This window comes from Streptomyces sp. NPDC018045 (assembly GCF_044327445.1).
Taxonomy (GTDB): domain Bacteria; phylum Actinomycetota; class Actinomycetes; order Streptomycetales; family Streptomycetaceae; genus Streptomyces.
Genome location: NZ_JBIRFL010000001.1, coordinates 800,534 through 814,419, shown reverse-complemented (window position 1 = coordinate 814,419; position 13,886 = coordinate 800,534). Strand labels below are relative to the sequence as shown.

Here is a 13,886-nt window from a genome sequence, read left to right as displayed (position 1 = left end):
CTGTGACCGCACCAGGGGCCGCGACCGCGTACCGCCCTCGGGCGGCTACCGTCCTCGCCGCAGTGCCCGTAGGGATTCGCCCATGCGTGCCACGCTCTCGCTCAGCTCCCGTTCGCCGGGCGCGGAGCTGTCGGCGAGGCGGCGCTCGATCTCGTCGATACGGTCCGCCAACTCGCCCATCCGGGCGTGGTCCTGCTTTATGAGTCGTCGCAACTGCCGGTTCTTGCGGTGCAGGTCGAGAAACACATTCACCTTGGCGCGGAGCACCCACGGGTCGAAGGGTTTGGTGAGGTAGTCGGCGGCGCCGGTCGAATAGCCACGGAAGGCGAATCCGGAGTCGCTGTCCGTCCCGGTCAGAAAGATGATCGGGATGTCTTTCGTCTGGTCGAGGCGTTTGATGTTCGAGGCGGTCTCGAAACCGTCCATGCCGGGCATGAGAATGTCCAGCAGAACGACCGCGAATTCCTGCCGCAGCAGTGCTTTCATCGCTTCCTCGCCGGAGCGGGCCCGTACGAGCGGCTCGCCGAGCGAGCCCAGGACCGCTTCCAGCGCGGCCAGGTTGTCCTCCATGTCGTCGACGAGAAGGATGCCCGCCCGGTCGTCGGTTCCGGCGCCGGTGTCGGGTGCATGGGTCATGGTGGGCCTTCGGTGCCTTGGGACCTCGAAGAGGTCGCGTCGGGGTCTTGCTTGCCTGATTCACCGCCCGGGGCCGGGATGCCGGAGCCGTGCCGGGACAGGAGCTCGACGGTCACTGCCAGCAGGCGGTCCACGTCGACGGGTTTCGGGACGTATTCGTTGGCTCCGCTCTCCAGGGATTTCTCCCGGTCGCCGGGCATCGCTTTCGCCGTGAGCACGATGACGGGCAGATCCGCGAAGCGCGGCGTGCGCCGGATCGCGCGAATGGTTTCGTAGCCGTCCATCTCCGGCATCATGATGTCCATCAGGACCAGGTTGATACCGGGATTCTTCTCCAGCATCTCGATGCCCTCCCGGCCGTGTTCGGCGTAGAGCACCCGCATACCGACGCGGCTCAGCACATTCGTGAGCGCGAAGACATTGCGGATGTCGTCGTCGACGACCAGGACCTGGCAGCCGGACAGCAGCGTGCCCGACGGCCCGCTCACCCAGTCCTCCAGCCGGGTGGTGGTCGGCCACGGCGCCTCGTCGCGCGGGGCGGGCGGGCCCGGGCGGGGGTGGTGCCGCGGCGTCTTCGTCAGGTGCAGCGCGTCGTCCGCGCGCTGTTCGCCGCTGTCGAGCGGCTCGGCGTAACCGGGGCAGTCGATGGGGACGTGCAGGGTGAAGACACTGCCGACGCCGGGCCGGCTGCTCGCGGTGATCCGGCCGCCGAGCAGCCCCGCGATCTCCCGGCTGATCGACAGGCCCAGGCCCGTACCGCCGTACTTGCGGTTGGTGGTGCCGTCCGCCTGCTGGAACGCCTCGAAGATCACCGGCAGCTTCTCCGGCGCGATGCCGATGCCGGTGTCGGTGACGGTGAATGCGATGGTGCCGTCCCCGGAGCGGTCCACCCGCAGGTCGATCTTGCCGGCGGCGGTGAACTTCACGGCGTTGGACAGCAGGTTGCGCAGTACCTGCTGGAGGCGCTGCTCGTCGGAGAACAGCTCCTTGGGGACGTTCTCGCTCACCGACACCTCGAAGGCCAGCCCCCGGTCGAGGGTCATCGGGCGGAAGGTGTCGTGGACGTAGTTGAGCAGCTTGATCAGCGGCAGCCGCTTGGGCCGTACGTCCATCCGACCCGCTTCGATCTTGGACAGGTCGAGGATGTCGTTGATGAGCTGGAGCAGGTCGGACCCGGACCGGTGGATGGTGATCGCGAACTGCACCTCCTGCTCGTTCAGATGGCCGTCGGGGTTGTCGGCGAGCAGCCGGGCGAGGATGAGCAGCGAGTTCAGCGGGTTGCGCAGCTCGTGCGACATGTTCGCGAGGAACTCGGATTTGTACTGGGACGAGCTGGCCAGCAGCGCGGCCTTCTCCTCCAGCTCCTCGTTGGAGCGCTGGAGTTCGGCCTGCCGCCGCTGGAGCTCGTCGGTGCGTTCCTGGAGCTGGCGGGCCAGCCGTTGCGACTCGCCGAGCAGCGACTCCGTACGGGAGTTGGCGACGATGGTGTTGATGGCCACGCCGATGGTGTTCACGAACTGGTCGAAGAACGCCAGGTGCACGTCGGAGAAGCGGGAGAAGGACGCCAGTTCGATGACGCCCAGTGTCTGGTCCTCGAACAGCACCGGGATGATGACGACGGTCGCCGGGTTGGCCTCGCCCAGCCCGGAATTGATCTTGATGTAGTCCGGCGGGGCCTCCTCCACCAGGATGCGCTTCTTCTCCAGGGCGGCCTGGCGCACCAGGCTGTGGTCCATGGAGCCGGGCGTGTCGATCGTGGTGTCCAGGGACGACCCGTACCCGGCGATGAAGGCGAGCTGCAGGTCGTCGCGGTCGGTGTCGGCCAGGAAGAAGGCGCCGTACTGGGCGTTCACCAGGGGCGTCAGCTCCCGCAGGATGAGATCGGCGACCTCCATCAGGTCCCGGTGGCCCTGCATCAGGCCCGCCAGCCGCGCGAGGTTCGACTCCAGCCAGTCCTTGGCGCGGGTGGTCTCCCGGAGGTTGGACACCATCAGGTTGATGTTGTCGCGCAGCTCGGCGACCTCGCCCTGGGTCTCCACGGTGACGTTGCGGGTCATGTCGCCGGCGGCCACCGCGGAGGCCACCTCCGCGATGGCCCGGACCTGGGTGGTGAGGTTCGACGCCAGCTCGTTGACGTTCGTCGTCAGCCGTTTCCATGTGCCGTACACGCCCTCGACCCGGGCCTGGCCGCCCAGCCGCCCCTCGCTGCCGACCTCGCGGGCGACGCGGGTGACTTCGGACGCGAACGACGACAGGGTGTCGACCATCGTGTTGAGCGTCGTCTTCAGCTCCAGGATCTCGCCCCGCGCGTCCACGTCGATCTTCTTCGACAGGTCGCCCTGCGCGACGGCGGTGGCCACCAGCGCGATGTTGCGCACCTGGGTGGTCAGGTTGGACGCCATGAAGTTGACGTTGTCGGTGAGGTCCTTCCAGACCCCGGAGGCGCCCCGGACCTGCGCCCGGCCCCCGAGGTTGCCTTCCGTGCCGACCTCGCGGGCCACCCGCGTGACCTCGTCGGCGAACGCCCGGAGCTGCTCCACCATCGAGTTGACGGTGTCCTTGAGCTCCAGGATCTCGCCGCGCGCGTCGACCGTGATCTTCTTCGACAGGTCGCCGTCGGCCACCGCCGTGGTCACCTGCGCGATGTTGCGCACCTGTGAGGTGAGGTTGGACGCCATGAAGTTGACGTTGTCGGTGAGGTCCTTCCAGACCCCGGAGGCGCCGCGCACCTGGGCCTGACCGCCGAGGTTGCCTTCGGTGCCGACCTCGCGGGCGACGCGGGTGACCTCGTCTGCGAAGGCGGAGAGCTGGTCGACCATCGTGTTGATCGTCGACTTCACCTCCAGGATCTCGCCCTTCGCCTCGACCGTGATCTTCCGCCCCAGGTCGCCCTCCGCGACCGCCGTCGCCACCAGGGCGATGTTGCGCACCTGGGAGGTGAGATTGTCGGCCATGAAGTTGACGTTGTCGGTGAGGTCCTTCCAGACGCCCGACACGCCGCGTACGTGCGCCCGGCCGCCGAGCCGTCCTTCGGTGCCGACCTCGCGGGCGACGCGGGTGACCTCGTCGGCGAAGGCGGAGAGCTGGTCGACCATGGTGTTGACGGTCAGCTTGAGCTGGAGGATCTCGCCGCGCGCGTCGACCGTGATCTTCTGGCTGAGGTCGCCGTTGGCCACCGCCGTCGTGACCTGGGCGATGTTGCGCACCTGGCTGGTCAGGTTGGACGCCATGAAGTTGACGTTGTCGGTGAGGTCCTTCCAGACGCCCGACACGCCCCGCACCTGGGCCCGGCCGCCGAGCTGCCCTTCGGTGCCGACCTCGCGGGCGACGCGGGTGACCTCGTCGGCGAAGGCGGAGAGCTGGTCGACCATGGTGTTGACGGTCAGCTTCAGCTCCAGCAGCTCACCGGCCGCCTCCACCGTCACCTGCCGGGTCAGATCGCCGCGCGCCACCGCCGTCGTCACCAGCGCGATGTCCCGCACCTGGGCGGTCAGCCTGGCCGCCATGGTGTTGACCGCCTCGGTCACATCGCGCCAGCTCCCGGACAGCCCGGCCACCTTGGCGCGCCCGCCGAGCCGGCCTTCCGTACCGGACTCGCGGGCCACCCGGGTCACCTCGCCGGTGAACAGCGAGAGCTGGTCGACCATACGGTTCACCGCCCGGCCCAGGCGCCGCCGGTCGCCGCGCAGCGGGCGGTTGCCGTCGTGCAGGTCCACCCGCAGGGTCAGATCGCCGCCGGCCACCGCGTCCAGCACCTGGGTGGCCTGGGTGGTCGGGATGACCAGGGCGTCGATGATGGCGTTGGCGGCCTGTACGGACGTGGCCCAGGTGCCCGGGCCCGGGCTGGCGGACATCCGTTCGTCCAGCCGGCCCTGGCGCACCACCTCCGACCGCAGGCGTAACAACTCGTCGGCCAGGTGCTGATTGCGGGAAGCTATCTGGTTGAAGACCGCGGACAGCTCGGCCAGCAGCCCTTCCTGCGCCACCGGCAGCCGCGTACGGAAGTCTCCGGCCGCCATCGACGTCAGTGCGGTCAGAAGCGGTCTGAGATCGGCGGCGCGCACGACGTCACCACCCGGCTCAAGGGACACTCGGGGCACTGCCGGCTCGACCGCCATGTCTCCCCACTTCAGTAACTCGGTGCTTATGGGTGCGCTCAGTCTGTCACTCTGGGAGTGGCGTATTCGGCGCTATTGCGGAACTGCCCGGGAGTTGCTCAATGAGGACGACAACTTCGTCAGACAGGGACGTCCCGGACCGGGGCGCCGCGGTGGTCCGGGCGGCGTTCCGCCCCGGCCGCGGCGGCTCCGCAGGGGCGGCGGCTCCCGGCAGCGCCCCGGCCGGGGCCTCCCCGCAGGCCGGTCCCCGCAGGGATCCGCGGCCCGAAACGCCGTCCGGCGGGCCCCACGAGGAGCCCTCCGACGGACATTCCGAAGGGGGCGGGCCGGTGGATTCCCGTACGGAGGCGGTCACGGACGCGGCCGACGTGACGGACGCGATCTCGGGGGAGGGAGCGAGGCGACCGGCCATCGGGGCGAGGGGGGCCGGGGCGATGGATTCGGCCACAGTGGCGGATGTGCCGGACGGGCCGGATGTGTCGGGCGGGTCGGTCCTGGGCGACGTAACGAGAACGGTCGACCGGGCGGCCGCGTCGACCGAAGCGGTGCCCACGAGAACCGTGCCGACCGAAGCGGTGCCCACGGGATTCGCATCCGCCGAAACCGGAACCGTGCCCACGGGATCCGCACCGGCCGAAACCGCTTCCGGCGAAGGCGCGCCCGTCGAAGCCGTACCGGCCACCGACGCCCCCGTGGAGACCCTGGTAGGGACCTTCGCTCCATCTCCCGCTTCCCCCGCCGCGCCGCCCGCCACCCCGCCCTCCAGACCGATCCCCGGCCCCGGCTGCGGGTCCGCCGGCGAGCCCGGCGAGCCCGGCGGCGGGTCCACGTCCGACGCGCGGGACAGCGTCCGGCGGTCGAGCCTGCCCGGCAATCCGCGGGCCGCCGCGGCGGCCCGCCAGTTCGTACGGGCCGTCCTGGCCGACTGGGTCGCCCGGTCGCTGCCCGGCGCGGACGCCCTCGGGGCTCACCTCGCCGACGAGGCGGTCCTGCTGGTCAGCGAGCTGGTCACGAACGTCGTGGTGCACGCGGGGACAACCGTGGAACTGCTGTGCCGCCTGGAAACGGGCGGAGGAACAGGCGCGGATACGGGCGAGGGAGCGGATCCGGTCACGAGGGCGGACGCGGACGCCGACAGGGAGACGGGCGCGGAGCCGGACGGTGCGCGCGCCGCGGTCGTCATCGAGGTGTCCGATCACCACCCCGCCCGTGCCGTACGGGCGCGCCAGTCGGCCTCCGCGGACGAGAGCAGGGGCCATGGCCTGCAACTGGTCGGCGCGGTCGCGGAGTCCTGGGGCATCACGTACCGGCGCGACAGGAAAACCGTATGGTTCCGGCTCCGGGCCGGCTCGCGGCACCGCGCCTACGGGCCGCCGGCCCGGTTCTCCCACCACGACCTGGAGCTGCAGCGCGGCCTGCGGGCCGCCGAACTGCTCGCCCCTGCGCCCGCCCGGCGGTCAGCGGCGCGGCGGACCGACGCGGACTGGATCAACCACGGCGCCCTGTCCTTCCTCGCGGAGGCGTCCGACCTGCTGTCCGGGCAGCTCGACGAGGAACAGGTCGCGCTGCTCGCCGCCCAGTTGGTCGTACCGCGCCTCGCCGACTGGTGCGCGGTCTGGCTGCACGACGGCGGCCGCGAGGGGACGGGCGAGGCCCTGCGGCTCGCCCGCGTCTGGCATTCCAGCGAGAGCCGTATCGACGCCCTGCGCAGGGCGCTGGAGAAGAACCCGCCGGTGATGCCGGCGCCCGGCCCGCAGCGGGACGGCGCGGGGGCGGCGGTGCCCTGGCCCTGGCCGCAGGAGCCGAGCGGGTACGGGCCCGGCGGCGCCGCGCTGGCCTGCCGGCTGGTGGCCGGCGGCTGCGACCAGGGCACGCTGCTGATCGGGCGGGCCGGGCTGATGCGCTTCCCGGACGAGGTCGTGGGTCTCATAGAGGACCTGGCCCGCCGGGTCGCCCGCGCGCTGGCCACGGCCCGCGCCTACCGGAATCAGGAACGGATCAGCCAGGTGCTCCAGCGCCGGCTGCTGCCCAGGGGCCGCCCCGCGGTCCCCGGCATGGAGTCCTCCGTGGTGTACGAGCCGCGCGAGGGCGCATGGGCCGGCGGCGATTTCTGGGACCTGTTCGACGCCGGGAACGGGCGCTGGTGCTTCGCCCTGGGCGACGTGTGCGGCAGCGGCCCGGAAGCCGCGGCGGTCACCGGCCTGGCCCGCCCCGTGCTGCGGCTGCTGGCCCGCGACGGGTTCGGGGTCGGGGAGGTGCTGGACCGGCTCAACAAGACCATGGCGCGCGAGGCCGCGGACTCGGTGGCAGTCGTCACGGCGGCGGTCGCGGCGGCGGGCAGCGGGCTGGACCCCTCCGTCGAACTGCGTGCCGAGGGGGAGCAGACCCGCTTCCTGTCCCTCCTGTACGGCGAGATCGAGCCGCACGCCGACGGCACGCCAGGCGCTCGCTGCACCCTGGCCAGCGCCGGGCACCCGCTGCCGCTGGTCCTCGGCACGGACGGCGCGGTGCGCACCGCGGCCGTGCCGCAGATGCTGGTCGGGGTGGTGGCGGACACCTCGTACGAGTCCGAGTCCTTCGAGCTGGCCCCCGGCGAGACGCTGCTGTGCGTCACGGACGGGGTCACGGAGCGGCGCTCGGGCCACCGCCAGTTCGACGACGATGACGGTCTGGCCCATCACCTCGCCGCCTGCACCGGCCTGGGAGCCACCGCGGTCGCCGAGCACATCCGGCGCGCGGTGCACGCGTTCGCGGACACGCCGCCGGACGACGACCTGGCGCTGCTGGTGCTCCAGGCGACGGGACACCGCTGACGGACGGGAGGCCGGCCGGGACCTCCCGCACCGATCGGCCCGCAGGGGCCGGCCCCGCAGGCCACCGGCCCGTACGCGACCGGCTCCGTACGCGACCGGCGTCCGCGAGCGACCGACTCTGTACGCGACCGGCGCCCGCGGACGGCCGACCCGTACGCGACCGCCGTCCACAGGCGACCGACCCTGCACGCGACCGCCCGCCCGCCGGGCTCGGGCTTCCCTTCCGATGCCGGACAATGGAAGACATGCCTTCCGCACTCCCCGACGGTGAGCCCATGCCCGAAGACGGGGCGCTGCCCGGTCACGCCCTGACGGGGGCGGGCGCCCGGCCGCTCGGGTTCTACCTGCACGTGCCGTACTGCGCGACGCGCTGCGGCTACTGCGACTTCAACACGTACACGGCCACCGAGCTGCGCGGCTCGGGTGGCGCGCTCGCCTCGCGGGAGAACTACGCGGACACCGTCGCCGAGGAGGTCCGGCTGGCCCGCAAGGTCCTCGGCGACGACCCCCGGCCGGTCGAGACGGTCTTCGTCGGCGGCGGCACGCCGACCCTGCTTCCGGCCGCCGACCTCGGGCGGATGCTCGCCGCGATCCGTGACGAGTTCGGGCTGGCGGACGGCGCGGAGGTCACCACCGAGGCCAACCCGGAGTCCGTCGACCCGCGCTACCTGGCCGAACTGAGGGAGGCCGGCTTCAACCGGGTCTCCTTCGGCATGCAGAGCGCCCGGCAGCACGTCCTGAAGATCCTGGACCGTACGCACACACCGGGGCGCCCCGAGGCCTGCGTCGCCGAGGCGCGCGCGGCGGGCTTCGAGCACGTCAACCTCGACCTGATCTACGGGACGCCCGGCGAGTCCGACGACGACTGGCGGGCCACGCTGGACGCGGCGCTCGGCGCGGCGCCCGACCACGTCTCCGCGTACGCGCTGATCGTCGAGGAGGGCACCCAACTGGCCCGCCGGATCCGGCGCGGCGAGGTGCCGATGACCGACGACGACGTGCACGCGGACCGCTACCTGATCACCGAGGAAGCGCTGTCCGCGGCCGGCTTCCACTGGTACGAGGTCTCGAACTGGGCCACGACGGAAGCGGGCCGCTGCCGCCACAACGAGCTGTACTGGACGGGCGCGGACTGGTGGGGCGCGGGGCCGGGCGCGCACAGCCACGTCGGCGGCGTCCGCTGGTGGAACGTGAAGCACCCCGGCGCGTACGCACAGGCCCTCGGCGAGGGCCGGTCCCCGGGCGCGGGCCGCGAACTCCTCTCCGCCGAGGACCGCCGCGTCGAACGCATCCTCCTCGAACTCCGCCTCGCGGCCGGCTGCCCCCTCGACCTCCTCGCCCCGGCGGGCGCGAAGGCCGCGGAGCGCGCCCTGGCCGACGGCCTTCTCCAGCCCGGCCCCTACGAGGAGGGCCGCGCCGTCCTGACCCTGCGGGGACGCCTGCTGGCGGACGCGGTGGTGCGGGACCTGGTGGACTGATCACCCGGCTGGGCGAATGCCCGACGCAGTTCAGGCCGACTGCCTACGCTGTCCATAAGCCGCCGCCAACGCACGCGGCGGATGTGGAGGACCACGGAGATGACCGCTGTGGATGACCGGCTGATCACCGATGCCACCGAGATCTTCCGTCGCCTGGAAGTTCCGGAGTGGTACAAGGCGGAGCTTCTCAGGGGGAACATCGTGATGACGGCGGGGCCCGACGTGGTCCACAACCGGATCGTCCAAGACGTGCAGGACCAGATCCCCAGGCAGGTGGGAGCGTGCGCAGACTCAGGATGTCGGCATTCTCGAAGAGATCAGTGAGCCGCAGCCGGACCTCGTGATCCTGGAGCGTGGTGCCGGACCGGAGTCCGGACGGCTCACGCCGACCGAGGTCGTCACCATGCTCCTAGAGGTGGTCTGCAAGACCAGCTTGGACCGTGACTACCGCGTCAAGCGCAACATCTGCGCCGCCGGCAAGGTCCCCGCCTACCTGGTCATCGACCCCATCATGGCCCAGTGCGTCCTGCTCACCGAGCCCACCGGCTCCGGTGAAGAAGCCGATTACGCCGTGCAGCGCATCTCCAAGTTCGGCGGCCCCATGTCCCTGCATCTCCTCGGCATGGAACTGGACACCAGCGAGTTCCAGACGCTTCCCGGTGCTAGGCCGCACTCCCGTCCGTAACGAAGTCGATCAGTTCCTCCACCCGCCCCAGCAGCGCCGGCTCCAGGTCCTTGTAGGAGTGGACCGAGCCGAGGATCCGCTGCCAGGCCGCGCCCGTGTTGTCCGGCCAGCCGAGGGCCCGGCACACGCCTGTCTTCCAGTCCTGGCCGCGGGGGACGGACGGCCAGGCGGGGATGCCGACCGAGGCCGGCTTCACGGCTTCCCAGACGTCGATGTACGGGTGGCCGACGACCAGGACGTCCCGGCCGGTGACCGAGGCCGCGATGCGGGACTCCTTCGAGCCCGGGACGAGGTGGTCGACGAGGACGCCGAGCCGGGCGTCCGGGCCGGGGGAGAAGGAGCGGACGACGGCCGGGAGGTCGTCGACGCCTTCGAGGTATTCGACGACGACGCCCTCGACGCGCAGGTCGTCGCCCCAGACGCGTTCCACCAGCTCGGCGTCGTGGCGCCCCTCCACGTAGATGCGCCCGGCGCGGGCGACCCGTGCGCGGGCGCCGGGGACGGCCAGTGAGCCGGACGCCGTACGGGCCGGGCCGCGCGCGGCGGGCCGGGCCGCGGGCCGTACGAGGGTGACGACCTTGCCGTCCAGGAGGAAGCCGCGCGGCGTCATCGGGAAGACCCGGTGCTTGCCGAAGCGGTCCTCAAGGGTGACCGTCGGGCCCTCGGCGGTCTTCTCGCAGCGGATGACCGCGCCGCAGAAACCCGAGCCGGCCTCCTCGACGACGAGGTCCGGCTCCGCCTCGACCTCGGGGGCCGGCTGCTGCTTCTTCCACGGCGGGGTGAGGTCCGGGCCGTACTGTCTGCTGCGCATTGGACAGACGATAAGAAGGGATGGCCGGTCAGTGCCGCGACACGCCGAAGCGGCGGCTCAGCGCGTCGCGTTGCTCACGGACGAATCGGGCATCCACGACAGCGCCGTGCCCGGGTACGTACACCGCGTCCTCCCCGCCGAGGGCCAGCAGCCGGTCCAGGGCGGCGGGCCACTGCCCGGGGATCGCGTCCGGGCCGGCCTGCGGTGCGCTGGACTCCTCGACCAGGTCGCCGCAGAAGAGGACCGGGGGTGAGCCGTGCGTGCCGGGGGCCAGGACGACCAGGTCGTGCGCGGTGTGGCCGGGGCCGACGTTGGCGAGCAGCACCTGCCGGCCGCCGAGGTCGAGGGTGCGCTCGCCGGAGACGAGGTGGTGCGGGCGGACGAGGAGGTCGGTGGCCTCCGCCGCGGCCTCCGGGTCCACGCCGTGCGCCACCGCGTCGCGTCGCAGGTCGTCCTGGGCGCGCGGCAGGAACTCGTCGAGGCCGGCCGCGCCGAAGACCTGGACGCCGGCGAAGGCGGCGGTGCCCAGCACATGGTCGAAGTGGGGGTGGGTCAGCGCGACGTGTGTCACGTTCCGCCCCGTGATGCCGCGCACCTGGCGGCGGAGTTCGGCGCCGTCCCGGATCGTCGCGCCGGTGTCGACGATCAGGACGCCGGACGATCCGACGACGGCACCGATCGTCTCGTCCCAGCCCGGCATCCGGCGCCGCCCGACGCCCGCGCCGAGCCGTTCCCACCCGGCCTCTTCCCAAGTCGTACGCATACCGAGACGCTAGCCGCACCGCGATAGCGTTGCCTGCCGGACCGGCGCTTCCCGGGGACGCGCCGTGCCCGCGGTACGTCTTTTGCGGGAGGGCGGAGCACGGCCCCGGTACCGCCGCCCTTGCCCTGCCCAGGTGACCCGGCCGTACACTTGGTCAGGGTCTGGCACTCGGACCTGATGAGTGCCAGGGAAGACGACCCGGAAGAACCCGGCCGCGCGCCGGTGACACGGCCGGACTGGAGGTGTGCGCGATGCTCAGTGAACGCAGGCTCGAAGTGCTGCGCGCCATCGTCCAGGACTATGTCGGCACCGAGGAGCCGGTCGGCTCCAAGGCGCTGACCCAGCGGCACCAGCTCGGTGTCTCACCCGCCACGGTCCGCAACGACATGGCGGCGCTGGAGGACGAGGGTTTCATCGCCCAGCCGCACACGAGCGCCGGACGCATCCCGACGGACAAGGGCTACCGCCTGTTCGTCGACAAGCTGGCCGGCGTCAAGCCGCTGTCCAGCCCCGAGCGGCGTGCCATCCAGAATTTCCTGGACGGCGCCGTCGATCTGGATGACGTCGTGGGCCGTACGGTACGGCTGCTGGCGCAGCTCACCCGGCAGGTCGCCGTCGTGCAGTATCCGTCGCTGACCCGGTCCACGGTGCGGCACGTGGAGCTGCTGTCACTGGCGCCGGCCCGGCTGATGCTGGTCCTGATCACCGACACCGGCCGCGTCGAGCAGCGCATGGTCGACTGTCCGGGACCGTTCGGCGAGACCTCCTTGGCGGACCTGCGGGCGCGGCTGAACAGCCGCGTGGTGGGGCGGCGGTTCACGGACGTGCCGCAGCTCGTGCAGGATCTCCCGGAGTCCTTCGAGCAGGAGGACCGGGGCACGGTCTCGACAGTTCTGTCGGTGTTGCTGGAGACTCTGGTGGAGGAGACCGAGGAGCGGCTGATGATCGGCGGTACCGCCAATCTCACGCGCTTCGGGCACGACTTCCCACTGACCATCCGGCCGGTGCTGGAGGCCCTGGAGGAGCAGGTGGTGCTCCTCAAACTGCTCGGGGAGGCCAAGGACTCCGGCATGACCGTACGCATCGGGCATGAGAATGCTCATGAGGGCCTGACTTCCACATCGGTCGTCGCGGTCGGCTACGGTTCGGGCGACGAGGCAGTCGCCAAACTCGGCGTGGTCGGACCGACCCGCATGGACTACCCCGGAACGATGGGAGCGGTACGCGCAGTGGCACGTTACGTCGGACAGATCCTCGCGGAGTCGTAAGTGGCCACGGACTATTACGCGGTCCTGGGCGTACGGCGCGATGCCTCGCAGGACGAGATCAAGAAGGCTTTCCGGCGGCTGGCCCGCGAGCTGCACCCGGATGTGAACCCCGACCCGAAGACCCAGGAGCGGTTCAAGGAGATCAACGCCGCTTACGAGGTGCTGTCGGACCCGCAGAAGAAGCAGGTCTACGACCTCGGCGGCGACCCCCTCTCGCAGGCGGGTGGCGGCGGCGGGGCCGGCGGCTTCGGCGCGGGCTTCGGCAACTTCTCCGACATCATGGACGCGTTCTTCGGCACGGCCTCGCAGCGCGGACCGCGGTCCCGCACGCGGCGCGGCCAGGACGCGATGATCCGGCTGGACGTCGAGCTGGACGAGGCGGCCTTCGGCACCACCAAGGACATCCAGGTGGACACCGCCGTCGTCTGCACGACCTGTTCGGGCGAGGGCGCGGCGCCGGGCACCTCGGCGCAGACCTGTGACATGTGCCGCGGCCGCGGTGAGGTCTCCCAGGTCACCCGGTCCTTCCTGGGCCAGGTCATGACGTCGCGGCCGTGCCCGCAGTGTCAGGGCTTCGGTACGGTCGTGCCGACCCCGTGCCCGGAGTGCGCCGGTGACGGCCGCATCCGCTCGCGCCGTACGCTCACGGTCAAGATCCCGGCCGGTGTGGACAACGGCACGCGCATCCAGCTCGCGGGCGAGGGCGAGGTCGGCCCCGGTGGCGGCCCGGCCGGCGACCTGTACGTGGAGATCCACGAACTGGCGCACCCGACGTTCCAGCGGCGCGGGGACGACCTGCACTGCACGGTCACGATCCCGATGACGGCGGCGGCGCTGGGCACGAAGTGCCCGCTGGAGACGCTGGACGGCGTGGAGGAGATCGACATCCGGCCCGGCACCCAGTCCGGTCAGTCGATCCCGCTGCACGGCCGCGGCGTCACACACCTGCGGGGCAACGGCCGCGGCGACCTCATCGTGCATGTCGAGGTCATCACGCCCTCGAAGCTCGACTCGGAGCAGGAGGAGCTGCTGCGGCGGCTCGCCAAGCTCCGCGGCGAGGAACGCCCGACGGGCCAGTTCCAGCCGGGGCAGCAGGGGCTGTTCTCGCGGTTGAAGGACGCGTTCAACGGGCGGTAGGCGTGTTGTGGTGCCGGGGGTCCGGGGGTTGTCCCCGGGCTGGTGCCGTCAGCCGGGGCAGCAGGGGCTGTTCTCGCGGTTGAAGGACGCGTTCAACGGGCGGTAGGCCGTCCGTACGGACTCATGGCGGCGGTCGGGCGGGAGCCCGGCCGCCGTTCGTCGTCCGCTGCCCGGGAG

At 71.6% G+C, this 13,886-nt stretch carries 8 protein-coding genes and 1 pseudogene; 5 read left to right on the top strand and 4 right to left on the bottom strand.

Annotated elements, in window-relative coordinates:
* Positions 1-45: 45 nt before the first annotated feature.
* Together ACH4EB_RS03495 and ACH4EB_RS03490 are read right to left on the bottom strand one after the other, a co-directional pair.
* Positions 46-636 (bottom strand): two-component system response regulator, encoded by a 591-nt coding sequence (locus ACH4EB_RS03495; protein ID WP_398345591.1) that lies wholly within the window; start codon positions 634-636, stop codon positions 46-48.
* Complete coding sequence (locus tag ACH4EB_RS03490; protein ID WP_398345743.1) at positions 633-4,655, bottom strand: HAMP domain-containing protein; 4,023 nt, start codon at positions 4,653-4,655, stop codon at positions 633-635. The genes ACH4EB_RS03495 and ACH4EB_RS03490 overlap by 4 nt, the downstream gene beginning before the upstream one ends.
* 869 nt (positions 4,656-5,524) lie before the next feature.
* Here ACH4EB_RS03490 and ACH4EB_RS03485 point away from each other — a divergent pair.
* The 3 genes and pseudogenes from ACH4EB_RS03485 (at position 5,525) to ACH4EB_RS03475 (ending at position 9,730) form a co-directional block, all read left to right on the top strand.
* A complete protein-coding gene (locus ACH4EB_RS03485; RefSeq protein ID WP_398345742.1) occupies positions 5,525-7,567 on the top strand; it encodes a SpoIIE family protein phosphatase in 2,043 nt (680 codons plus the stop codon).
* A gap of 245 nt (positions 7,568-7,812) precedes the next feature.
* Entirely contained in the window at positions 7,813-9,045 is a 1,233-nt protein-coding gene (gene hemW, locus ACH4EB_RS03480; protein WP_398345590.1) for a radical SAM family heme chaperone HemW, read from the top strand.
* Between the two features lie 99 nt (positions 9,046-9,144).
* Positions 9,145-9,730, top strand: a pseudogene (locus ACH4EB_RS03475) (Uma2 family endonuclease).
* Here the strand turns inward: ACH4EB_RS03475 and ACH4EB_RS03470 are convergent.
* Together ACH4EB_RS03470 and ACH4EB_RS03465 are read right to left on the bottom strand one after the other, a co-directional pair.
* Complete coding sequence (locus ACH4EB_RS03470; RefSeq protein ID WP_398345589.1) at positions 9,708-10,541, bottom strand: DUF3097 domain-containing protein; 834 nt, start codon at positions 10,539-10,541, stop codon at positions 9,708-9,710. The pseudogene ACH4EB_RS03475 and the gene ACH4EB_RS03470 overlap by 23 nt on opposite strands.
* 28 nt (positions 10,542-10,569) lie before the next feature.
* Positions 10,570-11,304, bottom strand: a complete 735-nt coding sequence (locus ACH4EB_RS03465; protein ID WP_398345588.1) for an MBL fold metallo-hydrolase — start codon at positions 11,302-11,304, stop codon at positions 10,570-10,572.
* Between the two features lie 251 nt (positions 11,305-11,555).
* On the opposite strand from ACH4EB_RS03465, the gene hrcA reads away from it, so the two are divergent.
* Both hrcA and dnaJ read left to right on the top strand, forming a co-directional pair.
* Positions 11,556-12,572 carry a heat-inducible transcriptional repressor HrcA gene (gene hrcA, locus ACH4EB_RS03460; protein WP_398345587.1) on the top strand — a complete coding sequence of 339 codons (1,017 nt, stop codon included), beginning with the start codon at positions 11,556-11,558 and terminating at the stop codon, positions 12,570-12,572.
* Entirely contained in the window at positions 12,573-13,709 is a 1,137-nt protein-coding gene (gene dnaJ / locus ACH4EB_RS03455; RefSeq protein WP_398345585.1) for a molecular chaperone DnaJ, read from the top strand.
* Positions 13,710-13,886: the final 177 nt, after the last annotated feature.